This is a genomic window from Paenibacillus sp. S02 (assembly GCF_019454065.1).
Classification (GTDB): Bacteria; Bacillota; Bacilli; order Paenibacillales; family Paenibacillaceae; genus Paenibacillus; species Paenibacillus polymyxa_B.
Window position 1 is genome coordinate 3,051,476 of the sequence record NZ_CP073682.1, and the last position, 26,019, is coordinate 3,077,494.

Annotated in this window: 22 protein-coding genes and 3 pseudogenes; 9 read left to right on the plus strand and 16 right to left on the minus strand. The window is 41.6% G+C overall.

Annotated features, from left to right (window positions below; genetic code table 11):
- Positions 1-36: 36 nt before the first annotated feature.
- From KAI36_RS13355 to KAI36_RS13365, 3 genes and pseudogenes are all read right to left on the minus strand, one after another.
- Positions 37-624, minus strand: coding sequence for an SDR family oxidoreductase (locus tag KAI36_RS13355; RefSeq protein WP_220025095.1), 588 nt, complete (start codon positions 622-624; stop codon positions 37-39).
- 101 nt (positions 625-725) lie between these two features.
- A pseudogene (locus KAI36_RS13360) lies at positions 726-1,018 on the minus strand (hypothetical protein); the annotation flags it as partial.
- A gap of 157 nt (positions 1,019-1,175) precedes the next feature.
- Complete coding sequence (locus tag KAI36_RS13365; RefSeq protein WP_220025096.1) at positions 1,176-2,159, minus strand: aldo/keto reductase; 984 nt, start codon at positions 2,157-2,159, stop codon at positions 1,176-1,178.
- 633 nt (positions 2,160-2,792) lie between these two features.
- On the opposite strand from KAI36_RS13365, the gene KAI36_RS13370 reads away from it, so the two are divergent.
- Positions 2,793-3,338 (plus strand): TetR/AcrR family transcriptional regulator, encoded by a 546-nt coding sequence (locus KAI36_RS13370; protein ID WP_220025097.1) that lies wholly within the window; start codon positions 2,793-2,795, stop codon positions 3,336-3,338.
- Between the two features lie 293 nt (positions 3,339-3,631).
- Here the strand turns inward: KAI36_RS13370 and KAI36_RS13375 are convergent, their stop codons facing one another.
- Positions 3,632-4,180, minus strand: coding sequence for a TetR/AcrR family transcriptional regulator (locus KAI36_RS13375; RefSeq protein ID WP_220025098.1), 549 nt, complete (start codon positions 4,178-4,180; stop codon positions 3,632-3,634).
- Between the two features lie 201 nt (positions 4,181-4,381).
- On the opposite strand from KAI36_RS13375, the gene KAI36_RS13380 reads away from it, so the two are divergent.
- From KAI36_RS13380 to KAI36_RS13395, 4 genes are all read left to right on the plus strand, one after another.
- A complete protein-coding gene (locus KAI36_RS13380) occupies positions 4,382-5,128 on the plus strand; it encodes an SDR family oxidoreductase (protein WP_220025099.1) in 747 nt (248 codons plus the stop codon).
- A gap of 98 nt (positions 5,129-5,226) precedes the next feature.
- Positions 5,227-5,925: a dihydrofolate reductase family protein gene (locus tag KAI36_RS13385; RefSeq protein WP_220025100.1), complete on the plus strand. Its 699-nt coding sequence runs from the start codon at positions 5,227-5,229 to the stop codon at positions 5,923-5,925.
- A 24-nt stretch (positions 5,926-5,949) separates the two neighbouring features.
- A complete protein-coding gene (locus KAI36_RS13390; RefSeq protein WP_220025101.1) occupies positions 5,950-6,933 on the plus strand; it encodes an aldo/keto reductase in 984 nt (327 codons plus the stop codon).
- 360 nt (positions 6,934-7,293) lie between these two features.
- Entirely contained in the window at positions 7,294-8,484 is a 1,191-nt protein-coding gene (locus KAI36_RS13395) for an MFS transporter (RefSeq protein WP_220025102.1), read from the plus strand.
- Between the two features lie 234 nt (positions 8,485-8,718).
- Here KAI36_RS13395 and KAI36_RS13400 read toward each other — a convergent pair whose 3' ends face one another.
- The 7 genes from KAI36_RS13400 to KAI36_RS13430 form a co-directional block, all read right to left on the minus strand.
- Entirely contained in the window at positions 8,719-9,753 is a 1,035-nt protein-coding gene (locus KAI36_RS13400; RefSeq protein WP_220025103.1) for a zinc-binding dehydrogenase, read from the minus strand.
- A 175-nt stretch (positions 9,754-9,928) separates the two neighbouring features.
- Positions 9,929-10,909, minus strand: coding sequence for an aldo/keto reductase (locus tag KAI36_RS13405; RefSeq protein WP_276572444.1), 981 nt, complete (start codon positions 10,907-10,909; stop codon positions 9,929-9,931).
- A 64-nt stretch (positions 10,910-10,973) separates the two neighbouring features.
- A complete protein-coding gene (locus KAI36_RS13410; protein ID WP_220025105.1) occupies positions 10,974-11,369 on the minus strand; it encodes a cupin domain-containing protein in 396 nt (131 codons plus the stop codon).
- A gap of 40 nt (positions 11,370-11,409) precedes the next feature.
- Positions 11,410-12,252: an SDR family oxidoreductase gene (locus KAI36_RS13415; protein ID WP_220025106.1), complete on the minus strand. Its 843-nt coding sequence runs from the start codon at positions 12,250-12,252 to the stop codon at positions 11,410-11,412.
- 13 nt (positions 12,253-12,265) lie between these two features.
- Positions 12,266-13,024: a carboxymuconolactone decarboxylase family protein gene (locus tag KAI36_RS13420; protein WP_220025107.1), complete on the minus strand. Its 759-nt coding sequence runs from the start codon at positions 13,022-13,024 to the stop codon at positions 12,266-12,268.
- Positions 13,025-13,046: 22 nt separating this feature from the next.
- Positions 13,047-13,685: an SDR family oxidoreductase gene (locus tag KAI36_RS13425; RefSeq protein WP_220025108.1), complete on the minus strand. Its 639-nt coding sequence runs from the start codon at positions 13,683-13,685 to the stop codon at positions 13,047-13,049.
- 113 nt (positions 13,686-13,798) lie between these two features.
- A complete protein-coding gene (locus tag KAI36_RS13430; protein ID WP_220025109.1) occupies positions 13,799-14,857 on the minus strand; it encodes an NAD(P)-dependent alcohol dehydrogenase in 1,059 nt (352 codons plus the stop codon).
- Between the two features lie 347 nt (positions 14,858-15,204).
- Here KAI36_RS13430 and KAI36_RS13435 point away from each other — a divergent pair, with 347 nt between their 5' ends.
- Positions 15,205-15,753, plus strand: coding sequence for a TetR/AcrR family transcriptional regulator (locus tag KAI36_RS13435; RefSeq protein ID WP_220025110.1), 549 nt, complete (start codon positions 15,205-15,207; stop codon positions 15,751-15,753).
- A 564-nt stretch (positions 15,754-16,317) separates the two neighbouring features.
- On the opposite strand, the pseudogene KAI36_RS27580 reads toward KAI36_RS13435, so the two are convergent.
- Positions 16,318-16,437 (minus strand): annotated as a pseudogene (locus KAI36_RS27580) (zinc-binding dehydrogenase); the annotation flags it as partial.
- A gap of 93 nt (positions 16,438-16,530) precedes the next feature.
- Positions 16,531-17,508, minus strand: coding sequence for an aldo/keto reductase (locus KAI36_RS13445; RefSeq protein WP_220025111.1), 978 nt, complete (start codon positions 17,506-17,508; stop codon positions 16,531-16,533).
- A 667-nt stretch (positions 17,509-18,175) separates the two neighbouring features.
- Here KAI36_RS13445 and KAI36_RS13450 point away from each other — a divergent pair.
- Positions 18,176-20,338, plus strand: a complete 2,163-nt coding sequence (locus KAI36_RS13450; protein WP_220025112.1) for an amidase — start codon at positions 18,176-18,178, stop codon at positions 20,336-20,338.
- Positions 20,339-20,643: 305 nt separating this feature from the next.
- Here the strand turns inward: KAI36_RS13450 and KAI36_RS13455 are convergent, their stop codons facing one another.
- Positions 20,644-21,324 carry a winged helix DNA-binding protein gene (locus KAI36_RS13455; protein WP_025723225.1) on the minus strand — a complete coding sequence of 227 codons (681 nt, stop codon included), beginning with the start codon at positions 21,322-21,324 and terminating at the stop codon, positions 20,644-20,646.
- Positions 21,325-21,443: 119 nt separating this feature from the next.
- On the opposite strand from KAI36_RS13455, the gene KAI36_RS13460 reads away from it, so the two are divergent.
- Entirely contained in the window at positions 21,444-22,163 is a 720-nt protein-coding gene (locus KAI36_RS13460) for an NAD(P)H-dependent oxidoreductase (RefSeq protein ID WP_258382162.1), read from the plus strand.
- Between the two features lie 1,744 nt (positions 22,164-23,907).
- On the plus strand, positions 23,908-24,480 hold the full coding sequence (locus KAI36_RS13465) for a DinB family protein (RefSeq protein ID WP_025723223.1): 573 nt from the start codon (positions 23,908-23,910) through the stop codon (positions 24,478-24,480).
- A 399-nt stretch (positions 24,481-24,879) separates the two neighbouring features.
- On the opposite strand, the pseudogene KAI36_RS13470 reads toward KAI36_RS13465, so the two are convergent.
- Together KAI36_RS13470 and KAI36_RS13475 are read right to left on the minus strand one after the other, a co-directional pair.
- Positions 24,880-25,191, minus strand: a pseudogene (locus KAI36_RS13470) (AAA family ATPase); the annotation flags it as partial.
- 219 nt (positions 25,192-25,410) lie between these two features.
- Complete coding sequence (locus KAI36_RS13475; RefSeq protein ID WP_258297044.1) at positions 25,411-25,947, minus strand: SDR family NAD(P)-dependent oxidoreductase; 537 nt, start codon at positions 25,945-25,947, stop codon at positions 25,411-25,413.
- Positions 25,948-26,019: the final 72 nt, after the last annotated feature.

Genomic DNA, 26,019 nt, shown 5'->3' on the forward strand with positions numbered 1-26,019 from the left:
TGTATTGGTTAGCTATTTTCCAGTGTTTAACTTCGGTTATTCGGGTTTGTTCACCCCTAAGCTACAGCGAACCTCCAATTCTGGATTTGTTGCCAATTTAACAACCAAATCCGCAACACTCTTGCGTGAAACAGCACCGCCTTTAAACAGTTCACCTTTTTGTGTGGTCTCATAGTCAATTTCATTAGAATTTGTAAACCATGCAGGACGCAAGATTGTATAATCAAGAGATGAGGCTTCAATGACTTGAGCTGATTTCCGATAAGGATTTAGAACACTTCCATACTTCTCACCAGGAACTTCATCATAAATACCCATAGAACTAATAAAAATGAGGCGTTTCACCTCACTAGCATCCATAGCTTCTACGATATTTTTGGCCATGTTCTCTAGATCGCCTGATAAATTGGCATAGACAATATTCTGCCCTGTCATAGCTTCCTTTAGGTTTTCAACATCCATTACATCGCCTTCAATAACTCGAATGCGATCGGATTCCATGTTTTTCATTCTTCTTGAATTACGGAGAAAAAGTGTCAATTGAGCATCCGTTTCTTTAAGGAATAAATCAATTGCATGACGAGCGATTCCGCCATTTGCACCCAGGATTAATACATTACTCATGTTATGATAACACCCTTTCAATTCAGATAAGATCAGGATAGGCAAACTATTCGAAAGTAGTACCTGTCCTTAATATAGAAAGCTCTAGATCATGGGATAATTTATTGATTAACCTTGCAATGTTGACATACGATCACGAAGCGAATACGCACATCACTACGTAGCACACGCTCATATATTTCGTCCACATGGTCTGCACGGATGAGCTCAATTTTAGCGGCAACACCCTGCTCTCCAGCAAAATCAAGCATTTCTTGAGTTTCCTGGATTCCCCCTACGTTTGAACCCGCAATGCTTCTGCGCCCATCTCCAGAGACTCTTCTTGTTTATTCATGGTCTGACTCAAAACAGTTACTTCCGCACCCATAACATGAGCAAATTGCACCGCCAGATGACATCGTTTGAACATAAGTCTCTCCGTTCGATCATATTTTTTCGAATGGGCATTCGCACTGGGAACACGTTGTACATGCGTTTTACATATCGTCTTTATCGACTGCTTAATTCATTTATCATTGTCTATTTTTGCATGACAGGTACACCATTTAGAATTAGGACGTCATACCAAGGACTGGATGTGGCACATATGGCTCTTCCAGCAATGCCATTTCTTCAGGTGTTAATTGGATCGACAAGGCGGCAATCGCATCCTCGATATGAGATATTTCAGTCGTACCTACAATCGGAGCTGTTACTGGATCCTTATGAAGCAACCATGCTAATGCGATTTGCGACATTGGTACTCCGCGTGTTTCAGCTACTTTCGCTACACGTTCAACGACTTGGCGATCCGAATCGGCTGTTGCGGAATAAATCGCTTTACCGATAGCATCCACTTTGGCACGTTCGTCCGTTTCACCCCAAGGTCGTGCCAGTCTGCCGGCAGCTAGAGGACTCCATGGCATCACACGAATCTTTTCTTCTGTACACATAGGGAGCATCTCCCGCTCCTCCTCACGGTACATAAGGTTGTAATGATCCTGCATTGCGACAAATTTAGTCCAGCCATTACGTTCAGCGACATGTTGTGCTTTTAAGAACTGCCAGGCGTACATCGTTGAAGCACCAATATACCGTGCTTTTCCTGCCTTCACCACATCATGCAAGGCCTCCATCGTCTCTTCGATCGGTGTATTGTAATCCCAGCGGTGAGTGTAATACATATCTACATAATCCGTTCCAAGTCTCATAAGCGTTTTATCAATTTCACTCATGATGGCTTTACGGGAAAGTCCGCCTCGGTTTGGTCCCTCAGCTACAGGGTAAAACACCTTTGACGCTAGGACTATTTCATCTCGATTTGCATTCTCTTTTAGAATTCGGCCAGTGATTTCCTCACTGGTTCCACCAGAATATACATTGGCCGTATCAAAGAAATTAATACCTGCCTCCAGAGCTTTCTTGATCATGGGACGACTGCGTTCTTCATTGAGTGCCCACGGGAAATCTCCCCGTTCTCCGATACCGAAGCTCATACAGCCCAGACAAATCCGCGATACATCCAAGCCGGTACTTCCAAGTTTCACATATTCCATTTGTAATTCCTCGCTTTCGCAGGTTATATTTTACTTCAACATTCGAACCTTTTCCCATTGTGATAATTCACATCAATGTATTAGGCAAAATTGATGTATTATGTTACACATGTGTATTATAAACGCAATTAGAATACCTTCAATGACCAATAGGATGTGATCCGTGAATTAGTACACAAATCGATTGGAATTGTGAAATTGCTTTATATCTTACTGGGAAGAGAATAGAGATTATATAAAAATTAAGATATGGATTAGAGACTTCTTTTCTTCTTCCTTTTTATAAATGATTCCGGTAGATTTTAGTTTCAAAAATATCAAATGCTTCAAGTATCACCTTTACTGTATCTCCAGATGCGGCTAATGTAGAAATGATCTCTTCATTTAATCAACTTTAGTGACTTGGCCATTATTTCTCCCCTTTTTTAATAATTCTTCTGTGAATTGTAAGTTGTTAAGTTCTTGCCCTCTTTTAAATAACATTGATGCACTAAGTAACACGTGTGTATAATTATAAATAGAAATTACGGCTCAGCAATGACTAATTGATCTTGATTTGAGCATTAATACACCAATCTTTAAAGGCTGTGAATTATATGATCTTATCTATAAGAAAGTAAGGTGGTCGTCCCGATGACTAAAGTGGATCGAAGAGTTGTCAAATCGCAAGAAGCCATAAAAAAAGCGGTTATAGAACTTATGGCTGAAAAAAATTTCAATCAAATTACCATTCAGGATATTTCTGATAAAGCAAACGTAAGCCGAAGAACGATCTATCTTCATTACTTAGATAAATACGATTTGTTGGACAGGCTTATTGAAGAACATATCAACGAACTGGAGAAGCTTCGAGCAGCGTCATCAGAAATGAGTTTTATAGATGGGGGACTAATCTGGTTCGAGTATCTCGAAAGTCATTACTTATTTTTTTCGACCATGTTAACAAGCCAGGCTGGAGTATCATTCCATAATCGCTTTCTGGAATTCGTCATGGAAGGTTTAAAAGAAGAGGTGAATACTCAGGAAGGAAAGAATCAGGGTTTAAGTGATGAGGTTATTCTTCGCTTTATTGCAGCCGCTTATGTCGAAGTCGTTGAATGGTGGTTTAATAATGAAATGCCCTACCCGCCCCAAATCATGGCTAAGCAAGTGGGAGCATTGATAGAACGTATTGTTTAAGACTAAGCTGTTAACTAGCCAATGAAACTCGCCCCATATGGAAGCTACTCCCTGCAAGTAGATAGCACTTAGAAGACATCGTAAACTGCCTTAGTTCGATACTCGATCGGACTAAGGCAGTTTATTTTTTTGAATACGTTTGTATTTATAAAAATGGATGGAATATTTACGTTTCAAGAAATCATGGCAGTGCTTAAGACAAATACTGACCCCCAAGTCGTTATGAAACAACAGGTTCCGTACTTCGTTTAAATATCACATTTTATGTTAGCAATGAACTTATGTCTAAATAATCAAGTCAGATTTCGCTCTAATAGCACACCTAATTGTTCAGCAACTACTTTAGGCGGATCAGGAATTTCTTTCTTAAAATAGGATTCAGTTATACCAACAATGGCGTTCCCTATAAAAAGGAGAATGACTTCACTACTTAAATCTTTATTTATGCCCACGGTCGTATCCACTTCACCACTTAATTCCTCAATTACAAACTTAAGAAACTGATTACGGAAATAAGGAGCACCCTTGCTAGATAGCATGGTCGAAAAGAAGGAAAAATGAGCTTCAAAGTATTCAAACCAGATCAGATTTGCCTCAACAAAATCCAAATCTGTAGCGGATCTGCACAATTTCCTCAGTTCGGTGATATGTTCCTCAATGAGCCTATCCAATAAATCATACTTATCCAAATAATGAAGATAAATGGTCCTTCGGCCCACGTTAGCCCTATCGGTGATATCTTTTATTGTTATTTGATCAAACTCTTTCTCAGACATCAGTTCTATAAAAGCTTTCTTAATAGCCTCTTGTGATTTGAGTATTCTTCTGTCAATTTTGGTCATATTATAGCTCACCATTTTTCCTATGTTATTGCACAATTTTCTCGGAAGTGCGCGTTAATAAACGAATTAAGGTCAATTGAATATTGAAAAGATTATGAATTCGATTAAAATTATACACATTCGAGCAATAATGCGTCAACGCGCATTTAAGTACCAAATCTTTTGCAACAATTAATTTCAAAAAAAAGGAGATCTTTAAACATGTCTAACATGCAAGAAAAAGTTGTTATTATTACTGGAGCTTCCAGTGGCATCGGAGAGGCTGCTGCCGTTGAACTTGCCGCAAAAGGCGCAAAATTGGTCCTTGCTGCGCGTCGCGAAGACCGATTGCAAGCCTTGCAGGAAAAAATTCAGCAAAATGGCGGACAAGTGGTATATAAAGTTACAGATGTCACGTCTCATGCACAAATGGAAGAATTAGCTACCTATGCGATCGACCAATTTGGACAGATTGATGTGTTGGTCAATAATGCGGGTATCATGCCGCAGGCCTTTATGTTCAAGAAAAAAATTGAAGAATGGGATCAAATGATTGACGTGAATATCAGAGGCGTCCTGTATGCGATTGCTGCAGTCCTTCCATCTATGAGAGAACGCAAATCCGGACATATCATCAATCTGTCTTCCGTAGCTGGCCACAATATTTATCCTGGCGGGACCGTTTATTGCGGTACGAAGCATGCGGTTAGAGCCATTTCGGAAGGTTTGCGCCAGGAAGAAGCCATCAGCGGTTCTCAAATTCGCGTAACCAATATTTCTCCAGGTGCAGTCAACAGTGAGTTAGTGGAAACCACTACAGATGCGGAGACTAAAGCAGGTTTGGACGATTTTTATAAAGTGGCCATCGATGCGGACAGCATCGCACGAGCAATCGCGTTTGCCATTGAACAGCCTTCAGATGTAGGGATCAACGAAATGATTATTCGTCCTACCGTTCAAGTAGGCTAATTCTCCCCCTCATTGACTACCCCACTGGTTGGACATTGGGGTAGTATTTTTTATATCAAGGAGTTGAAATAATGGAAAGGCCATATATCATTTGCCACATGTTAACCTCATTGGATGGAAGGATCGTTGGAGAGTTCCTGGATGACGATCGATCCGCAGTTTATATTGAGGAATATGAGAACCTGCATCGTCAATTCGGAGGCCAAGCATGGGCTTGCGGCAGAGTGACAATGGAAGAACATTTCACCTTGGGTAATCAACCTGATTTCGCGTCGGATTCAATTTTGCCTATCCCCAGAACGGATTATGTTGCAAAAAAGGACGCAAAGACTTTTGCCGTAGCTGTTGATCCTTCGGGGAAATTAGGCTGGACAAAGAGCAGTATCTCTGATGGAAGTAATAATAGATCAGAAGATCATATTATCGAGGTGCTTACAGAGCAGGTATCTGACGCCTATCTGGCTTATCTCCGAGACCTTGGGATTTCATATGTTTTTGGTGGAAAACAATCATTGGATTTAAATAGAGTCGTCGAAAAGCTAAAACGATTATTTCCCATCGATCAATTGATTCTGGAAGGCGGAGGAGTCGTGAACGGCTCTTTTCTAAGTGAGGGATTGATCGATGAGCTGAGCCTGATCATAGTTCCAATTGCCGACGGGACATCAGAATCTGCATCCGTGTTTGAACTAGACCCTGCCTTAAACCAGCATCCCCCCTCCCATTTTTCTTTAAAAAGCGTTGAAACCTTGAAAAATAATGGGCTCTGGATTAGGTATATAAAAAAACAAGAATAGCTACTATTAACTGGAGGTACACATATGGAATATCGAACAGTCGGAAGAACCGGAATTCAGGTGTCCAATTTATGTTTGGGTACGATGTCTTTTGGGGCAAATGCAGATGAAGAAACATCTAAAAAGATGTATAGACGTTCCCGTGAAGCAGGAATCAATTTTTTTGACACTGCCGATGTTTATGCTTTAGGCCGCTCTGAAGAAATTCTCGGCGATTGTATCGCGCATGAGCGAGACAACATCGTTTTAGCGACAAAGGTGTTTTGGCCTACAAATGCTGACGTAAATGCCAGAGGCTTATCCCGCCGGCATATCATGCAAGGGATTGAGGGTAGTCTCAAACGTCTTAAAACGGATTATATTGATTTTTATTTCGTTCATGACTTTGATCCGCGAACACCAATCGAGGAAACCCTGCGTGCATTAGATGATTTGCAGCGCCAAGGAAAGATCCTCTATCCTGCAGTCAGCAATTGGGCTGCTTGGCAGATCGCCAAAGCACTAGGGATCTCGGCCAAGGAACAGTTGGCCCGATTTGAACTCATCCAGCCGATGTACAACCTGGTGAAACGGCAGGCTGAAGTCGAAATTTTACCACTCGCTGCTTCTGAACAAATTGGGGTCATTTCTTACAGTCCTCTTGGAGCTGGACTTCTTACAGGTAAATATGGAGTGAATAAACGTCCGAAGCAAGGCAGGTTGGTGGATGAAAAAAGATATACGGATCGCTATCTGGATGAAATGAACTATGTCGTAGCAGATCGGTTTACCACCTATGCCGCAGAACGTGGAATCAAGGCAGCAACGCTGGCCGTTGCTTGGGCGATGTCTAATCCTGCCATTACGGCTCCTATTATTGGCGCGCGAAATCTGGAACAGCTCGAAGATTCACTTGATGCCGCCGATGTAGACATGACACCGGAATGGCGTGAGGAAATCTCTTCCCATTCCATTACACCACAACCCGCAACCGACCGGGGTGAAACGCTTTTACCGAATTGGACTTAGCTTCATCTTCTTGCTAGAGCTAAAACAGGCTGTCTCAGGGGTTAGTATCAGAGACAGCCTGTTCGCATTATCAAAACTAAGGGCCCTGGTTCAATCTTAATTTGTTCATTAATGGACTTAATTAACTTTATTATCAATTAATCCTTAAATAAATCTCTTTATAATAATTTAATGACAGAGTTCATACTTAGCAATATCTTGTTGTTATGCAAGGATGTTTTATTAATGTGAATTCATCTAGAAAAAGGTTGTTATGATCATAGGTGCTTCTAGAAAGGGAATCCGAGAGATTACGAAGAGTATTTATTTATTGCAGATGAGAAACATTCGTTTTTTATTTTTTGAGTGGGGCGGTATTGTATGACAACAAAAGATAAAATTTGGAGTAAAGATTTCATATTAATCAGTTTAAGTAGTTTTTTTATGTTTTTGACATTTTATATCTCAGTAACTTCTTTTCCTTTATATATTCGTGATACGTTGCATGGAAATGCGCAACAAATGGGCTTGGTGGTTACATTTTATGTTATAGGTAGTGTGTTAGCACGACCTTTCACCGGACAATGGGTTGATCGTTGGGGTAAAGAAAAGCTTGCACTCATCGGTACAGGCATCTTCTTAATCACTTGTATAAGTTATTTTAGTGCAAATGCGATTATCGCTTTTTTGTTGCTTCGTTTTATACATGGTACCAGCTATGCCACTATATCTACTTCTACGAATAGCATTGCTGCTTCTCTTGTTCCAGCTTCACGGCAAGGAGAAGGTATGGGCTATTTCAGTATGTTTATGAGTATTGCAATGGTTATCGGCCCTGCTCTTGGACTTTATATTTGGAAAGACGGAAATGTCCAATATTTATTCACGACAATTAGTGTAATTGCAGGATTATCTTTGGTTTGTCTTATTTTCTCCATGCAACGGGCACCTGTCCCTGCAAGAAAAGCGAAAGAAGTACAGTCTAGTGATGCTAAAACTGCACTTCGCTGGCATAATATATTTGAAAGAAAAGCAGTTCCTGTATCAATCGTAGGGTTTATGTTGGCTTTTTCTTACGGCCCAATTGCAGGATTTATTGCACCTTTTACTAGCGAAATTCGTGAACCTACTGTATCGGGCATCTTTTTTATTATATTCGCTACCATGATTGTCCTTTTCCGTCCGTTCGTGGGCAAATTATTTGACAACTATAATGAGCATATTTTATTTTATCCGGGCATGATCTTCTTTGCACTTGGATTATTTGTATTAAGTCAGGCTCATACGGGCGCCTGGGTCATGATTGCGAGTGTTTTCTCCGGTATAGGATATGGGGCGCTGTTTCCTTGTCTACAAGCTACTATACTAAAGCTATCTCCTTCTAATCGGATAGGGGTTGCAAACGGCACATTTTTTTTGCTTTTTGATCTTGGGTATGGCGTCGGCACTTATGTTATGGGGATCGTCGCTTCTCTCTCAAACTATAGTGTGATGTACATGTCTGCTGCTGGAATAGCGATCGTTTCTCTTATCCTGTACTATGTTTTACATCATCGTCAAGTACATTATTAATTTATGTGGAAAATTACGAGGAGTATTCTGCTAAGCTGCAGACCTCCTCTTTTTGGATTTAGGATAATTATGAATTTTGTTCATCTTCATATCTTTTCATTAACAAGCACTATGCTCAATAGGAACCAATAATACACCTTGGAACGGGCAGATGAGAGATCAATTATTTTGAGATTCTTCTTTATTGTTTTCATGCTTGACTTCCTCTCAAATAGCCAAGTCCGTAAGTCTTTATTAAGGTCTAATTATTACTTTAAGTGCTTCACGGTTGTCCATGGCACGATAACCCTCTGGAACACCATCCAGATCAACGGTTACGTCAAATACACGACCAGGTTGAAGGGTTTCATCAAGGATATCTGGTAATAATTCTTCCATGTATGCACGCGTTGGCGCGGGACCTCCCGTTAGCGTAATATTACGCCCGAAAAGACTTGCAAAACCGATGGGAGCTTCTTCATACTGCGGCACACCAACACGACTGATCACCCCGCCGGCCCGGACAGCTCCAAGACTCATCTCGTAAGCTGGCATCAGTCCGACACATTCGAGAACGACATGCGTTCCTTCCCCATTCGTGAGTTCCCGGACTTTTGCGATCCCCTCTTCTCCACGCTCTGGAATAACATCTGTGGCGCCAAACTCTATACCAAGATCTGTCCGTTCCTTATGACGTCCCATAAGAATGATTTTCTTGGCACCGAGCTTCTTCGCTGACAGAACAGTAAGAAGACCAACCGCTCCGTCACCTATAACCGTTACCGTCGTATTCTCATTCACGCCTCCCATCACCGCTGCATGATAGCCAGTGCCGTATACGTCAGACAAGGTCAACAGAGACGGCAGTAAAGAAGAGTCTTCATCAATTTCATCTGGCAATTTGAACATGCTTCCTTGTGCTTGAGGTACTCGAACAAACTCCGCCTGACAGCCGGTCATAAAACCTCCATGCACACATGAAGTCATCAATCCTTCTTCGCAGAATGGACATGTGTTATCTCCATAAGCAAAAGGAACAACAACCAAATCGCCTTTTTTGAATCCAGAAACTTCCGAGCCCATTTCTTCAATCCTTCCGATCACTTCATGCCCCATCGCTTCGCCTTCGCCATGCTCATGGGCATGCATGTTGTGATAAGGATGCAGATCGCTTCCGCAAATGCAGGCAGCAACCACTTTCAAAATGACATCGGTCGGATGTTGCAGTTTTGGAACGGGTATTTCTTCTACGCGAACATCACCAGCAGCATACATAATATTTGCTCTCATACCAACTAACCACCTTTTCTTTGACAAAGCATGTTTTATTTATATCGTGCAACCGCAGGGATACTCGCTACGTTTGTGAGCTGAGATATCGTCTCATTGGTTCCGCTTCGTATTCCCCTCATTACGGGCAGAATCCTTTTTCAATCTACAGGCCGAATAATGCACAGATCAAGAATTATTGGGCTCCTACGATAGGATGCGGAACATAAGGTTCTTCCAGAAATGAAATTTCTTCCTGGGTTAATTTTACCGATAGAGCACCTACAGAATCTTCGAGTTGCTGCATTTTCGTTACACCCACAATAGGGGCAGCTACCGATTCCTTCTGCAGCAGCCATGCAAGTGCGATATGACTGCGGGCTACGCCGCGCTTCTCTGCAACTAACGCCACTCGTTCAACGATCAAGCGATCTACATCAGCGGTTGAATCGTACTTTGATTTTTGAATAAGATCGGTTTCGGACCGATGCGTGTTTTCCGACCAATCGCGAATCAATCTTCCTGATGCAAGTGGACTATAGGGAGTCACCGCAATCTTTTGGTCCGTACAAAGTGGCATCATCTCCCTTTCCTCTTCACGGTAGATGAGATTAAGGTGATTTTGCATGGATACAAAACGAGTCCAGCCATTTGTCTCCGCTACATGCAATGCTTTTTGAAATTGCCATGCATACATGGCCGACGCACCGATATATCTTGCTTTTCCTGACTTGACCACATCGTGCAGGGCTTCCATGGTCTCTTCAATAGGGGTGTTATAATCCCAGCGATGGATGATATAGAGATCTACATAATCGGTCCCTACTCTCTTCAGACTTTTGTCGATTTCACTCATAATGGACTTTCGAGAAAGCCCCGCTCCATTGGGACCTTCATGCATACGTCCCCAGACCTTTGTGGCGAGAACAATTTCATCTCGATTCGCATAATCCTTCAGAGCTCGTCCAACGATCTCTTCACTGGTTCCACCTGCATAGATATTCGCTGTATCAAAAAAGTTGATACCGAGCTCAAGAGCTCTTTTAATGATAGGTCGGCTGTTCTTCTCATTAAGCACCCATTGATGCCCTCCTGGAAGCACATCTCCAAAACTCATACAGCCCAGGCAAACTCGGGAGACATCCATTCCGGTATTTCCAAATTTAATGTAATCCACAAAGAAAACCTCCATCCCATTGTTTATGAAAGTTGCGCTTAAGATGCCCTTTGAATCCGAAGGTCTACAGTTGGTCAAACCATTCATCATTGACAGCTTCAAACCAATCTGTTGCCCCGGGTGTCATAGCGAGGTGTACAAACCAGCTATCTTTTGTCGCACCGTGCCAATGCTTCACGTTAGGTGGAATATTGACCACATCACCCGCTGTGAGCAATCGGGCAGGTTTGCCCTCTTCCTGATACCAGCCTTTGCCGCCGGTGACTAGCAGAACTTGTCCAACCTGGTGAGCATGCCAGTTGTTGCGGGCCGCGGGAGCAAAAGTAACATTTCCAATCGCGGTATTTAGTGGCGAAGGATCCGTAAATATCATCTGTAAGTAAGCATCACCCGTAAAGTTTGCTTGTACCTTTTCCCCTAACGGAAAAATGGTACTGTTGCTGAGCTGTTCATTTTCCATGATCGATTCCTTCTTTCTGTTTAAAGATTATACGTTCTTCTTATTCGCCCGCAGGAAAATCAGTAGAAGCTGCGAGTTCAGTCTGCTTTTCGAAGTCGGCAACCCGGGCTTTCAACGTCGAAATGGTGTTTGCCAGTGCTTGAGATCCAAGTACCATTCGCAACGGCGCCGGTTCTTTTTCCACGCTTTCTATAATACGGGCTGCCATTCTTGCAGGGTCACCGGGAGCTTGCCCCTTAGAAGCGTCCAGCATGTTCAAAAAGCCATGAGCCGGGTTACCGTCGTACTCTGGCATTAGGTTCGCTACCTGTGCGCTGCCGTAGCGGAATTCAGTACGGGCGCCTCCCGGCTCCACCAATGTAACACCGATTTTGAAAGGTGCAACTTCCTGAGCGACGGACTCACAAAAACCCTCAATGCCAAATTTGGTGGCATGGTACATCGAGTTCCCTGGAAAGGCTACCTGTCCACCGTAGGAAGACAGCTGGATGATTCGGCCGCCGCCTTGATTGCGCAGATGTGGCAGAGCTGAACGGATAAACTGGATGGATCCAGTTAAATTGGTGGCGATGATGTGATCCACCTCGGCGTCAGAGAGTTCCTCGGCGGCTCCGAATAGGCCATAGCCCGCATTGCTTACGATCACGTCGATCCTTCCAAATTTCTCAAAAGAGCTGTCGACCAGTTTATGAATCGCATGAATATCGGTTACATCTAGAATCTCGCAAGTGAAGATATCTGGATACTTCTCGATGAGGTCGGCGACCTTGTTTTTATTACGAACCGTGCCGATCACCTTGTTCCCCTTTTCAAGCAGCTGTTTAGTCATCTCATAACCAAAGCCGCTGCTTACACCTGTAATAAGCCATGTGCGATTTTTCATTACAAATCCTCCTTTATTCCGATTGGGTTGCTGCGTCATTCACACACCGAAGAGCATTCAGGCTGCGTGGATAACCAATGAAAGGCAGGCACTGAGAGATAACCTTTATCAGAAACACCTTATCATTTCCAAGTCTTATGTTGGCGGCAGCGTGGCTGATTAACTGGGGTTCACATCCACCTTGAGCCAACAGAAAGCAGAATGTAATCATCTCTCTTTGTTTGTAATCCAGCCCTTTTCGGGTATAGTAATCGCCAAAGCAGTTAGCTGCGAGCCAGTGATTGATGTGCCTAACTTCTTCCGGTCCTGATTTCCAGAAATCCTGCATGCTTTCACCAAAAATGTCCACCTGTGCCTGAATCCCTGCTTCTAAACGAGTTTCTGTGGTTGTCGTTACCTGACTCGGTAAAGGCAATTCAACACCTCGAGAAGTCAATACTTCGTTCACGGCATGCAGAAAAGGAAATACCCTTCCAATGCCTAAATAAGGTACGGACTGATAGACAATTTCTTTTGCTTCCACAGGAGTAACGCCGAAGTTGAGTGCTGCTGGAAGCATAGCTTTAAACTCATCAATACCTTGGCATCCAATCAAAACGGATAAAATGGCCATCATTCGAGTGTGATCATCCATATCGTCCTGATTTACGACTTCATCAAACGCAAAATTATCGAATCGTTCAATAAACTCCGGATCGGTTTTCAGGAACTTCGATTCATAGCCTGGAAACATTTTTTCATGATACTTCTTGGCTGCTTCAGTAATTTTCATGGTTTATTCCTCCTACCTGAACCTAATAAAAAGCCGGTTTATCGCCTGCTGTATTTGGCTTGCTAATCCCCCAGCTTTGGCGAATCCCCCATTCTTTTGATTCCGCTAATTTAATAACCAAGGCAGCAATGCTTTTTCTTGAGATCTCCGTACCTGTCAAAGGTTCACCTTTCTCAGTTAACTCGTATTCCACTTCGTTCTTGTTCGTGAACCAGGTACATCTTAATATCGTATAATCAAAATCAGATTCTTCAAGCAACCTTGCTGATTTCCGCCAAGCATCCATGCCGCTGCCAACCATTCGCTTATTCCATTCTCCGAATTTGCCAGGCACTTCATCATAAATACCTAAAATATTGATAAATATTCCCCTTTTAACATTCATCGCATTCATAGCCTCGATCATGTTCTGTGTTTTCTGAACAATATCAGAGCCGCCCAAGTTAGCATAGACCACATCCTGTCCCGCCATGGCTTCCTTCAATCTTGCAAGATCGTTCACATCACCTTCAATAACACGTTCCCGAGCGGGATCCACAATGTTCAATCTGCCTGAATTACGCAAATATAAGGTCAACTGAGCATCTGTTTCATTGAGGAATAAATCAATGGCATGGCGGGCAACGTGTCCGTTAGCGCCCAGTATTAGGACCTTTGTCAATTTTCATTCACTCTCCTAACCTATATGCAGCCTCATTATTATTTTTCCAGAATGATAAACGAAGAATGAGGCAATCTGTGAATTGACCCATTCTTCATAAAATAAACCAACGATTACAATGTAGACATATCGATGACAAAGCGATACCGAACATCACTCCCCAGGACACGTTCATATGCCTCGTCAATCTGATCGGCACGAATGACTTCGATCATCGGAGCGATGCCATGCTCAGCAGAAAAATCGAGCATCTCCTGTGTTTCTTTGATACCGCCAACGTTGGATGCCGTAATACTCCGGCGCCCCGCAAATAAGGAGAAAACATTATATTGATCAGGCTTATTTGGCAGACCAAGATTGACCAGTGCCCCGTCCACATTAAGAATAGAAAGAAATGCATCAACATCGATATTCGAAGATACGGTGTTTAAAATCAAATCAAATTGACCAGCTAGCTCTGTGAACGTAGCAGGATCCGTGGTGACATAATAGTGACTTGCGCCAAAACTAAAAGCTTCGTCTTTTTTGTTTGTACTATGACTCAGTACAGTAACCTCTGCGCCCATTGTATGGGCAAATTGAACAGCTAAATGGCCCAGACCTCCCATCCCCAGAACGGCTACCTTCTTACCTGTTCCGGCGTTCCAATGTTTTAGAGGAGAGTACGTGGTAATGCCTGCACAGAGGAGCGGACTTGCCGCATCCAGTTCCAAGCCGTCTGGAATGCGTACAACAAACTTATCTTTGACAACAATTTTTTGGCTATATCCACCGTAGGTCAGGTCTCCGTCGTAACCAATTGAGTTAAATACGACCACTACCCCTTTCTTACAAAACTGCTCTTCACCTCTCCGGCAGAAGTCACATTCTCCACACGAGTCAACAAAGCAACCCACGCCGACACGATCACCAACAGCGAACTTTGTCACATCACTACCTACAGCTGAAACAACGCCTGCAATTTCATGACCCGGAACCATTGGAAAAACTCCGCTGCCAAAATCATTATGAGCATTGTGAATATCAGAATGGCAGATACCACAATACTTAATGTCAATTAAGACATCATCCGGCCGCAAATCTCTCCGTTCTATCGTAGCTTGTTCAAATGCTGCCTTTGCACTGGGAACGCTAAGTACTCGAGTAGTTATGTTTTTATGATAGTTACACATGTTATACAACAACCCCTTCTATATATGAATGTTTCGGATCTGCATGATCTTTCATTCTTTCTGATAATTAATATGCACAATTATTTTAATGATCATATGTCTATTATTATAATCCAATTAAATTACTTGCCAATTGTTAATTTGAAGTGATTTGTTCATTAATGAATAGAAATATCGAATTTGTTCATTTTGTACACTAATTTTTTTGAAGAGAGGCTTCTGTCTAACTCCATTCGCTCCATACATTTATATTGATAAAATAATAAACACCTGTTTATAATTATAAAAAAGTATAAAAGTATAATCCTTATGTTTTTTTTGATAAAAAAGAAAGTTCGGTGAGAAATATGCCTAAAGTCGATAGAAGAATTCTTAAAACACAGGAAGCATTAAAAACAGCAGTACTTGAACTGATGGCTGAGAAAAATTTCGATGATATCACGATTCAGGATCTCTCTGATCAAGCTAACGTCAGTCGAGGAACGATTTACCTTCACTACATGGACAAATACGATCTACTGGATAAACTTATTGAAACCCATATTAATGAGCTTCGGGAAAGATGCAAAGCAGCAGCAGATTTGGATTTTGTAACGGGGTCCGTGATTTGGACGGAATACCTTGATAGCAATTACGCATTTTTCTCCACAATGCTGGCAAGTAGAGGAGCGCCTTTCTTCCGCAGACGATTCATGGAACTCCTTATTGAAGAATTTGAAGACGAAGTAGATGACACTAAGGGAAAGAACAAAGGATTAAATAAAGATCTTGTCGTTCAATTTCTAGCTTCTTCGTATGTGGGGGTAGTGGAGTGGTGGTTTACGAACGAAAGACCTGTAACCCATCTAGTATTGGCTGAACAATTGGGAAGCTTGTTGGAAAGAATTTGTGAGTAGAAAGTAAACATTTAGTTCAATAATATAATATAAAAACTACTCTATAGTATTGTTTAATCTTATTCTTTTCTAGATTGTCCATCGTGCAAGGACACGGTCCTGCATGCCTTATATTTGAACAAGGAAAAGCTGCATTCGAGGATAGCAAAAGTTATATGCGAATGATTAGGACTAGTGCAGCTTCCCCCTGTAATTGAAGTAGGTGCTTCCCAAGTAGCCTCTGAGAATCGGTATGGTTTTAACAAGAGTTGATTGGATGATTCCCTCGATAGTGAGCACTTGAAATTATATTTGCCGCTGATCGCTTAGATCTTGTTCGGTTAACGATCGCAGCATTCAACAATACTCAGTATTTTGAAATGGTTAATCATGGTATTTAAATATTTTTTTGTGAATTCGAACATTCCCTCTGATGTAAAGGTTAGCCAAATGTTCTGAAATGCCCATGTTTATTGTTGTTAATCCCAATTTTACACGTAATAAAATCAGCTGGTAGACCCTTCACATCTTGAGCACGGAAGACTAGGTGTTAATCAACGAAACTTCCTTAAGAACAAGAGATGATTACATTCCTATTTTGTTGAATACATGATCTGCTCCAAGTGCCAAAAGCTCCGCTTTCTTGGTTGAGGTTCTAGATACCGCAATGATTGTTGCACCAGCGTCGCGTGCGATTTGAATAGCTGCTAGACCAACGCTTGAAGACGCTGCGAGTTGCGGCTATCCGTCTTGTTGTGGAGGCAAGTACCTCCTGTATTGCCATCTCATCTACTCCAGTTATATTCCAACTACCGGATGAGGAACATAAGGTTCTTCAAGCCTTGTTATTTCATCTGGAGTAAGCTTAACAGATAATGATTTCACAGCATCCTCTAAATGATATGACTTCGTTGCCCCCACAATCGGAGCTGTAACGCCTTCTTTTTGAGCCACCCATGCTAACGCAATCTGAGCCCGAGAAACACCTCGATTTGTAGCAACCTCAGCTACTCGTTCAACGATTTTACGGTCCGCATCGATCATATTGTAGTAAAATGCTTTGCCGGTTTTGTCTATTTGGGAGCGTGCTGTAGTATCGTCCCAATTTCGCGTTAACCTTCCCTTGGCTAAAGGACTCCAAGGAATGATTCCGATTCCTTCCTCATGACAAAGAGGTAACATCTCTCGTTCTTCTTCTCGATATAATAAATTCAAATGGTTCTGCATAGAAACAAATTTGGTCCAACCATTTTTCTCGGCGACATGCTGTGCTTTTAAGAATTGCCAGGCATACATGGAAGAAGCACCAATATATCTTGCTTTACCTGCTTTGACTATGTCATGCAGAGCTTCCATGGTCTCTTCAATCGGAGTGGTTTTATCCCAGCGGTGGATTTGATATAAGTCGATGTAATCGGTTCCTAACCGTTTCAGGCTATTATCGACCTCAGTCATGATTGCTTTACGAGAAAGACCTCCTCCGTTTGGTTGTTCTCGCATACGGAAGTAAACCTTTGTAGCAATAACAACCTCTTCACGACGGCCGAATTCTTTAAGTGCTCGTCCTACAATTTCTTCACTCGTTCCATCAGAATACACATTAGCTGTATCAAAAAAATTGATACCAAGTTCAAGAGCTCTTTTAATAAAAGGCCTACTTTCTTCTTCATTTAATGACCAAGGAGCGATACCTCTTTCTGGAACACCATAACTCATGCATCCCAGGCAGATTTGCGAAACATCCAAACCTGTTTTTCCAAGTTTAACGTAATCCATTGATTCGTCCTCCTCTCATTAGTAGTATAAAAGTAGATGCTTTACTATTTCTTGCATTCACCTCGACCGTACCTCTGGCACCCCTGGAACTTTGATTTACTGTGTTTTAGGCATTGAAAAAATGTTGGCCTTATACTCAAACAAGCCAATGCAGTTACATAATTCTATTATGCTAAAAATGGAAAGGAATACGATAACATAATCTTATTAAATAATTGCCTATTTCTATCAAGGAATTACCCTCAGTTATTGTATCCTCCTTCATATTGATTGGATGCAGTTGCGCCATCTTATAAGAACGTGCTTATAGCTAATAAACTACTCGGAAGGTTTAGCCAATTTTTAGCAACGAAAAAAAACCTCCGCTCAACAAGATTAAGTCCATCTTATCAGATGTCTATTTTTTCTTGTCTACTAAAAGGGGATATATACATAAGTGACTTTATAAATAAAATTTTCTGCGGTCGCTTGTCGTTAATCTAAAAAACACACGAAGGTAAATAATTTTAAACTGATAGCCAAACTTTCTCGCTTTCTTCATTACAAAAATTGACATTTCATAGGAAAATAAGTAGTATAATTAGAAACATTTATACTGTAAATGTGCCTTTCTCATCCCCCTCTATTCAAATTCCTGATCCTATCTATTTTAAGGAGTGAAAATGCTATGTGCGCACGAACGCTAAAAGCGAATACAAGGAATGTAATGGGTAACTATTGCAAATGGATCGCAGTTGGTATGATTTTAACTTTCACGGGATGTCCGCTTGCATCCGCCGCGCCTTCACCCTCATCCTCTAGTAAAACTAGTGAACCCGTCTCCTCCCTAGTTACATTTCAATTGCAAGAGGCTACGATTGCTCAGATGCAGGACGCGATGAAGTCAGGAGCACTGTCAAGTGTCGAGCTCACCGCCCTGTACCTTAACCGGGTATATGCCTATGATTCTAGTGGCATTCGGCTGAATTCCATCCCTGTTCTGAACCCCAACGTACTAAAAGAAGCCGCTCAGGCTGATCAACTAATGGCACAGGGTATTAAGACCGGTCCTCTGCAAGGCATCCCCTACACGGTTAAAGACAGCTACAAGGTTAAGGGCCTTACTGTCGCTTCTGGATCTCCGGCTTTCAAAAACCTGATGGCAAAGGACGACGCCTTTACAGTAGAGAAGATACGTAAATCCGGTGGGGTGCTCATTGGTAAAACCAACATGCCGCCAATGGCAGCAGGGGGAATGCAAAGAGGCGTTTATGGCCGTGCTGAAAGTCCGTACAATCCAGATTATTTGGCTGCAGCCTGGTACTCTGGCTCCTCTAACGGATCTGGTGTATCAACAGCCGCCAACCTCGCTGCCTTTGGTATGGGGGAAGAAACGGTATCCTCTGGAAGATCACCAGCATCTAACAATGGTTTAATTGCTTACACGCCATCGCGGGGGGTAATCTCCATTCGGGGGAATTGGCCGCTCTTCCCTATACGGGATGTCGTTGTCCCACATACGAGGACTGTCGAGGACATGCTCCGCTTGCTTGACGTGATCGTTGTAGAGGATAAGATCACCAAGGGTGATTTCTGGCGAGAACAGAAAGCCGTTCGCCTCCCTTCTGTCAACAGTGTCCGTCCCAAATCCTATTTAGAGCTGCGAGACATTCAAGCTTTGAAAGGCAAACGCATTGGCGTTCCGAAAATCTATATCGGTAAGGACCATGAAACCACAACTCCGATCAAATTCAGACCTTCGATACAGGCATTATGGGAAAAAGCTGTAAAGGATTTAACTGCTCTTGGAGCTGAGGTTGTGGAAGTTGACTTCCCCTTGCAGGCGAACAGCGAGAAAGACCGGGCAACAGCGAAAACACCTGAAGAACGTGGTTTGATGCCAGCAAAGTGGGTTGAAAAGGAATTCGGGTTGCTTAATCCTTACGCAGCTGAGGAATTTCTTAAAAGTGTGGGCGATCCGAATTTCCCGTCATGGGCTAATATAGACCCCGCAACCGTCTTCCCGAATCCGCCCGGTTCGGTAGATGCCAAACGTGGCAGAGACCTTGGCCACTATGACGTATTTATTGAAACCATAAAGAAAGGTGTCACCCCTTATGAACAAATTCCTCAGTTTCATGAAGGACTACGGGGGCTTGAAAATGTACGAAAGATTGATTTTGAAAATTGGATGAAGCAAAACAACCTTGATTTTATTGCATTCCCGGCAAATTCAAATATCGGCAAAGCTGACTCCGATGTGAATGAAACATCCTATGAGGAGGCTTGGGAGAATGGCAACTATTTCTCCAATACGAATTTCATTCTACGCGAGTACGGGATCCCAAGTGTGTCTGTGAGTATGGGCGCTATGAAGGATACCGGAATGCCCGTTAATCTGACGATGGCAGGTGCCGCATACAGCGATAATGACCTGCTTCGTTACGCTTATTCCTATGAGCAGGCTACCAAAAACCGTCCTATTGCAGCACGCACGCCAGCGCTTGAGGATGAAACCTTTTCCTATAACCCGCAAACTGCTCTCCCACCCTCTAAACGCAAGGAAACAGGAACCCCTGAACTTAAGTTGAATGCTTCAATCACGGATAATGTTCTCGCTTTGGAAGGTTCAGTCACAGATCAAAGCGATATTGCACAGCTTAAAGTTTATGTCAATGGCATTCGTGTCGATATTACAGAAGATAAAGCCAATTGGTCAGCAACGCTTCCAACTACTAAATACAAACAGGGTGGTTCCTCCCAAGCCGATACGCTGCATATTCTCGTACTGGCCAAGGATATTTACGGAAATACCTCTGCTCAAGTCAAGTCTGTCACTTTACCCCAATGATAAAGGACATCATAGAACTGACTATAATTGTGGGTTCCCTGACCGTAAGGTTATCATTAGAAAAGCTATCGCTGCAGCTGGCCTGAGCGACGGGATAGAGTGTAATATCCTATTCCTATTGCTGTTGCAATCCCGCTTCCATTTAATTGCTATTTGAAGGGAGCGGGCTGTAGCCCAGCTATCACCAAATAACTTATGGTCGAGAGTACAGAATTCTTAGGAGACCTAAGAATTTTTAGTGCCTTCATGCATTTTTTATAAGAGTTTCTCCATAAACCCTAAATTTGATAGAGACAAGGTATTAGTCAATCCTCAAGAAAGGCAATACGTATCAATTCTTTTACTCTGCTCAACTTCTTCGAATCAAAATTCTGCAACATACTTAAGATTTCATTTTTTTGTTGTAAATCTATAGGTGAGCTAATCTTGTTAGTAGATAACTTGTAATCTTCGTGTTCATCCTCTGCTTCAACAGGAACCATTTCTGATCCAACCCATGAAGTTTCCAATACTTCTCTCATTAATTCTGAAAGAAAGCGTATCTGATCGAGGTTATAACGACTTAGAAAAATCCTAAAATTATCATCCATATGTTCATGAAGTTGCTGATGCAATTTGAAAGCTTGCTCACCAGATGGAGTTAAACGAAATAATACTTCTTTTTTATTGGAAGATAATGATTCAGCATGTATAACTCCTAGTTTCACCAGCCGCTGAGTTATTTTTGATACGCTACCTCTAGGAATACCAAAATGCCTAGAAATTGTAATGCCATTGACTGGCTCTAATTCTCCTATAGCATCCAAGACATGGAGCATCTGAACAGATGCTTCCTTTAAAAATTCGATAACGACCGATTCAGTAGCATTTTTAATCATCCATCTTCTTTCTTCATCTTCGCCTTCTGACTGAAATCGCTTCTGTACAGCAGCAATGTGACCTATTATATCTGTTATTAAAAGCGTTTGTTCAACATTATCATTCATTTTTACAATCTCACTCTCTTACTTTTAAGATTTTATATTAGAGAATAAAGAAATATTCTCAGATTTTATATTTCTAGTATACCAAGTGATTATAAAAAATAAAATACAAGGAAACATTATTGACAACAGAGAAACAAAAATATATTATTGTATCCATAAAAACAATTTTGTTTCCAAGAAAACAAAGTACAAGAAAGGAATTTTATATGAATATTCTTATTATATTTGATCATCCTTATGGAAGTGGTGCTTCAGAAAATGTTCTTCACAATAGAAGCTATTCAGCCGCCTTGTTGGCAGCTACCATAAGAGGTTTGCGTTCAAGTGGTCACCGAATCGATTTGATTGATTTGCATAAAGACGGCTTCAATCCTGTTATGTCTGCTTCTGACCTCGCGTCTTGGCGAACAAAGGAAGTAATTGATCCTCTAATTGCAGATTATCAACAGCGACTACTCGAAGCAGATCACCTTATTTTTATCTTTCCTATCTGGTGGGAAGGAATGCCAGCAATGATGAAAGGTTTCTTGGATAAGGTATTCGCAAAAGGAATCGTGTACAGCGAGCCTAAACCAGGGCGTTTATTTAAGTGTCTGCTTCCTCGTTTGAAGGGTGCTTCTTTACTAACTGTTATGGCAACTCCAACATATATTTATCGATGGCTATTTGGAAATCCAATCACCAAAATGATGTTTCGTGGAACTTTTCGAAAAATGGGTATAAACTCACTTAAATGGTATAATTACTCAGGTATGGAGAAGCGAACTCTTGAACAGCGCCAATTGTATCTAATGGAAACGGAAAAACTTTTCGCAAAACGTTGGCCTACTACTTATTGACTATTGCACAATAAATAGAGTGAATCGCTACATTTTTCACTAATATTTTTGGTAAGTTTCATCTTCCGAAACGGCTTGCAAGCTTTCAGGAGTTCCCACGACTCGGCCTAAAGAGAACTTTCTAAGCATGTTTGGCATTTGTCTCCCTCTGCATATACGCATAAATTAGATCATCATAAATAATCACACAGCAAGCCTGGATTTGATAATCCTAAATACTAGCATTCGCGATTGCATTTTTTGTAGTAATTGCTACACTATATATATTGATAATGAGAATCATTATTAAAGGTGCGGGTAACAGGTGACCAGCCTCAATGAAATAAGGCATTACCACCTCTTTGGTTGTGATTGCAAGCACTTCGTGCCTTCCATTAGTCGTCAGCACCTCTCTTCCCCGTCGTCTATATACTCCTCAATCACCAGCGTACCATCCAATATATATTCATCCTGCTGAATGCTATGACGCAACCGCGTCTTCAATCTGTTCGAAAGAGCGGATTATTGAAATATTAAGGCTTCCCTGTCCGGAGACTGGTTTCAAATTTACAGGTGTCTGCCATTCCTCCAGACAGCTCACAATATCTTCCCTTGAGTTGTAGTGCGGTAGCGGTTGAAAGGAAGATTCATAAATAAAGAACAATAGATTAATCTCATTTTTAAAACCAAGAAACATTCCATTACAAATACGGCGACTTCTCTCCAGTGGATTCCAGAGAAAAGTCGCTATTTGGTTTTAAGTTTCGATAAAGGGTCTGGTTTAGTACCCCAAAAAGGCTTTGCAATCTGCTGACCTTGATCAATCTTCGTCCTTACTCGTCTTCACAGGTTGTTTTAGCAAGCTTCCAGTCACTCACAAGTTGCTAAAAGTTAGAACACAACTTTATTGTCTGTACACAACTTTCTTCGAACAATAAGGTTGTGTACTAGCGAGTCAACTACAAATATTTTCACCTGTGCGATATGCAATAAAGTTGTGTACCAAAATCCAATATTTGTGATTTATATTTTTTATTAAATTCTAAAAATATGTACTTTAAATCCTTATAAATTGTTCTCCTGTCTTTAACTTTTCTAATATTTCTTTACCTTAATATCGCTCTCTATTTAAACCAAAGCAACCGTCCTGATTTTAACAAAGCCTGATGACACTTGTTCATCAGGCTTTTGATTTTACTAAAAGTGATTCTTTTATTATGTTTCCTTAATATTTAGTACACAACTTTATTGTCTGTAGACAATGACACCACACAACAATTGTGTGGTGTCATAATTAATGAGAAAACAACAAGCTGAATATATGATAATTCAACGATCATTTTCATAATTAGTGAGAACTCAGTGACTCGAAGTTATTCGGTCCACCCTAATTTTTCAAATTTTATGAGAATATACGCAACTCTAAAAATGCGTATTTATACAATCAATAAGAAGTTGTACTACTTCTTCATTGTCAATTGTTAGTGAATAATAATGTTTTAGACTAAACAATAAAGAACTAGACTGAGATAACAAAGTTATAGACTGGCGACGCGTGGCCCGCATGCACAGCTGCATTTGCGCTCCCGACTCTTCCGGAATGAAGTCAGCTTTGCGATCAGCGCGCTAGCGACAGCGGCCGGTGTAATTAGAAAATATAGTCTTAGACTGGTAAATAAAGTATTAAAGATATAAACTACGAATATGCTTTTTCTTGAGCCCTCTCATATGATGAGAGTAATTCAGTATTCGAGGAGATGATCTTCTGAATAAGAACATAGGGATTAAGGATATTTTGGTAAGGTTCGACGAGATTTCGAAGCATTATGTTCGGGAGCTGGACAAGTATAGTCTGGCGGAACTGTGTCGCAAGCCAAGCGAGAACGAATGGTCGCTTGGTCAAATGTACCTGCATCTGCCCCATTCCACGCTGAACTTGCAGCTCCGTCTTGCGGAGGAGTGCATGGCGCTCGGTGGCGGCAACGAGGAGGGCGGCGGGAAGACGGAGGCCGGCCATGCCGTGTTTGAGCAAGGGAGCTTCCCACCGGTTCGCATTCAGGTACCGGCCGACTTGCAATATACGCCTCCACAGCCAGAAAGCAAGGAGCAGCTTGTCGCCAAGCTGGAGGAAGCAAGGCGCCGCATGCATGAGATTGGGGCGTCGCTGCAGAACATAGACCCAGAGCGGCTGCAGCGAAAGGCGACTCATCCGGCCGTAGCCTTCGGCGCGTTAAACGCGGTCGAATGGTTCACGATGGTGGAGATGCATTACCGTCATCATCTTCTTCAAAAGGAGCGGCTGGACGCTTTCTTACAAACTGCAGAGTTATTAGGCTAACAGGACACGATAGCTGAATGTTGACCACAACAGCGGCCAGTCTAGGAATTTATTTTCGCGTCCTTATCTGCCGCTGTTGCATTTGTCGGATCAGTCTAAAACTTTATTTTCTTCGGACATCAAATATGATTATTTTTCTCGTTCAATCTGTAAATTTGAATTGCTCAATGATTTTCATAAGTAGTGAGAAAAAGCAAAAACTCACTTTGCATCTTTATGCATGATAATGAATACGGATTTTCGCGATATCTTCATCTTAATTATACACAGCAAAAAGACCACTATCTAGTATTAGATAGTAGTCTCAGTTTAAAATACTCTATTCACTTAAATTAAAATCATTTCGCCTTCTATTCTTCTACAGAAACATAAATACTTAATCCAGATTATGTAGTATTAATAAGCCAAGTAAGCAGAATTCGATTTGGGAGCCAGGGTCAGATAAATAACGGCTTGTATTAAATGAACATCACACTCTGACATCCCTATAAATTGACATGCTTGAAACACCGAAACAGTGATTTCCAACGCCCTATTGTCTGCCAGACCTACGTCCTCACTTGCAAACCTAACGAGCCTACGAGCGATAAATAAAGGATCTTCACCTGATTCCAACATTCTTGACAACCAATAAATAGATGCATTCACATCACTATTTCGCATGGAATTATGCAATACAGAAATGATCGGACTATGTTCTTGTCTATTTCGGCAACCGATACAAGTTCTAGTCCTTCACTCGGGTACCGATAAAATAAGCCGCATAGCAAATTTAATGGCAGTCACTAAATTAGTCCTATCATTTTATTTATTTTTTGATTAATTGCATGATTCCTTTAGGAAAAGTTTCCTCTGCCTCTGTTCTTTTATCATAAAGACTGTACCAAGCATCTGCCACTTGATCAGGATCAAAACTTGTGCCCTGCTTGATTAAAGGACTAATGGATAAATGGCCCACAAATACTCCAAGAGGAAGCAAACGCTCGTGTTATAGTTCCGGAGTCCTGACATGGCGATACCTGAATTTCCAAACATCGGGCTTGGACTCATTGCGGAAAGATCGCTTGTAAAAAGAAGCGCCCCTTCACCCCGTTCTGTCATTTCTGGAATGACTTGTCTGGCTGTATTTATAGCTCCAATGACAACATTGTTGAAAAATTGAAGTGCGCTCTCATCAGTCGTTTCCAGAACAGATGTCGTAGTAACATTTCCACTATGCGGATTAAACTCCATTACATCGATTGTACCGAACGTATTCTTAATTTCTTGAAAAGCCCTGATAAGTTGCATTTTGTTAGTGATATCGGCAGCAAAACCCTGAGCTTCAATGCCCATCTTACCAAGCTGCTCTGCATATTGGTCCAATTTCTCCTGTGTTCTTGAAACGAGTGCGATACGAAAACCGTTTCTTCCAAAAGTCTTGGCTAGTGAGAAGCCTAGACCAGGTCCTGCACCGATAATAAGCATTGTTTTCAATTCATACTCACCTTCCATAGAGACATTGATCTTCTTGATACAGTCCATATTTACCTTAGGTAA

Coding starts and splice junctions, on each gene's coding strand:
- KAI36_RS13435 (WP_220025110.1), top strand. CDS start 15,205: ATGCCTAAAGTCGATAGAAGAATTCTTAAAACACAGGAAGCATTAAAA.
- KAI36_RS13355 (WP_220025095.1), bottom strand. CDS start 624: ATGAGTAATGTATTAATCCTGGGTGCAAATGGCGGAATCGCTCGTCAT.
- KAI36_RS13390 (WP_220025101.1), top strand. CDS start 5,950: ATGGAATATCGAACAGTCGGAAGAACCGGAATTCAGGTGTCCAATTTA.
- KAI36_RS13430 (WP_220025109.1), bottom strand. CDS start 14,857: ATGTGTAACTATCATAAAAACATAACTACTCGAGTACTTAGCGTTCCC.
- KAI36_RS13385 (WP_220025100.1), top strand. CDS start 5,227: ATGTTAACCTCATTGGATGGAAGGATCGTTGGAGAGTTCCTGGATGAC.
- KAI36_RS13400 (WP_220025103.1), bottom strand. CDS start 9,753: ATGAGAGCAAATATTATGTATGCTGCTGGTGATGTTCGCGTAGAAGAA.
- KAI36_RS13365 (WP_220025096.1), bottom strand. CDS start 2,159: ATGGAATATGTGAAACTTGGAAGTACCGGCTTGGATGTATCGCGGATT.
- KAI36_RS13415 (WP_220025106.1), bottom strand. CDS start 12,252: ATGAAAAATCGCACATGGCTTATTACAGGTGTAAGCAGCGGCTTTGGT.
- KAI36_RS13450 (WP_220025112.1), top strand. CDS start 18,176: ATGTGCGCACGAACGCTAAAAGCGAATACAAGGAATGTAATGGGTAAC.
- KAI36_RS13375 (WP_220025098.1), bottom strand. CDS start 4,180: ATGACCAAAATTGACAGAAGAATACTCAAATCACAAGAGGCTATTAAG.
- KAI36_RS13370 (WP_220025097.1), top strand. CDS start 2,793: ATGACTAAAGTGGATCGAAGAGTTGTCAAATCGCAAGAAGCCATAAAA.
- KAI36_RS13395 (WP_220025102.1), top strand. CDS start 7,294: ATGACAACAAAAGATAAAATTTGGAGTAAAGATTTCATATTAATCAGT.
- KAI36_RS13445 (WP_220025111.1), bottom strand. CDS start 17,508: ATGGATTACGTTAAACTTGGAAAAACAGGTTTGGATGTTTCGCAAATC.
- KAI36_RS13380 (WP_220025099.1), top strand. CDS start 4,382: ATGTCTAACATGCAAGAAAAAGTTGTTATTATTACTGGAGCTTCCAGT.
- KAI36_RS13475 (WP_258297044.1), bottom strand. CDS start 25,947: ATGCTTATTATCGGTGCAGGACCTGGTCTAGGCTTCTCACTAGCCAAG.
- KAI36_RS13410 (WP_220025105.1), bottom strand. CDS start 11,369: ATGGAAAATGAACAGCTCAGCAACAGTACCATTTTTCCGTTAGGGGAA.
- KAI36_RS13455 (WP_025723225.1), bottom strand. CDS start 21,324: ATGAATGATAATGTTGAACAAACGCTTTTAATAACAGATATAATAGGT.
- KAI36_RS13420 (WP_220025107.1), bottom strand. CDS start 13,024: ATGAAAATTACTGAAGCAGCCAAGAAGTATCATGAAAAAATGTTTCCA.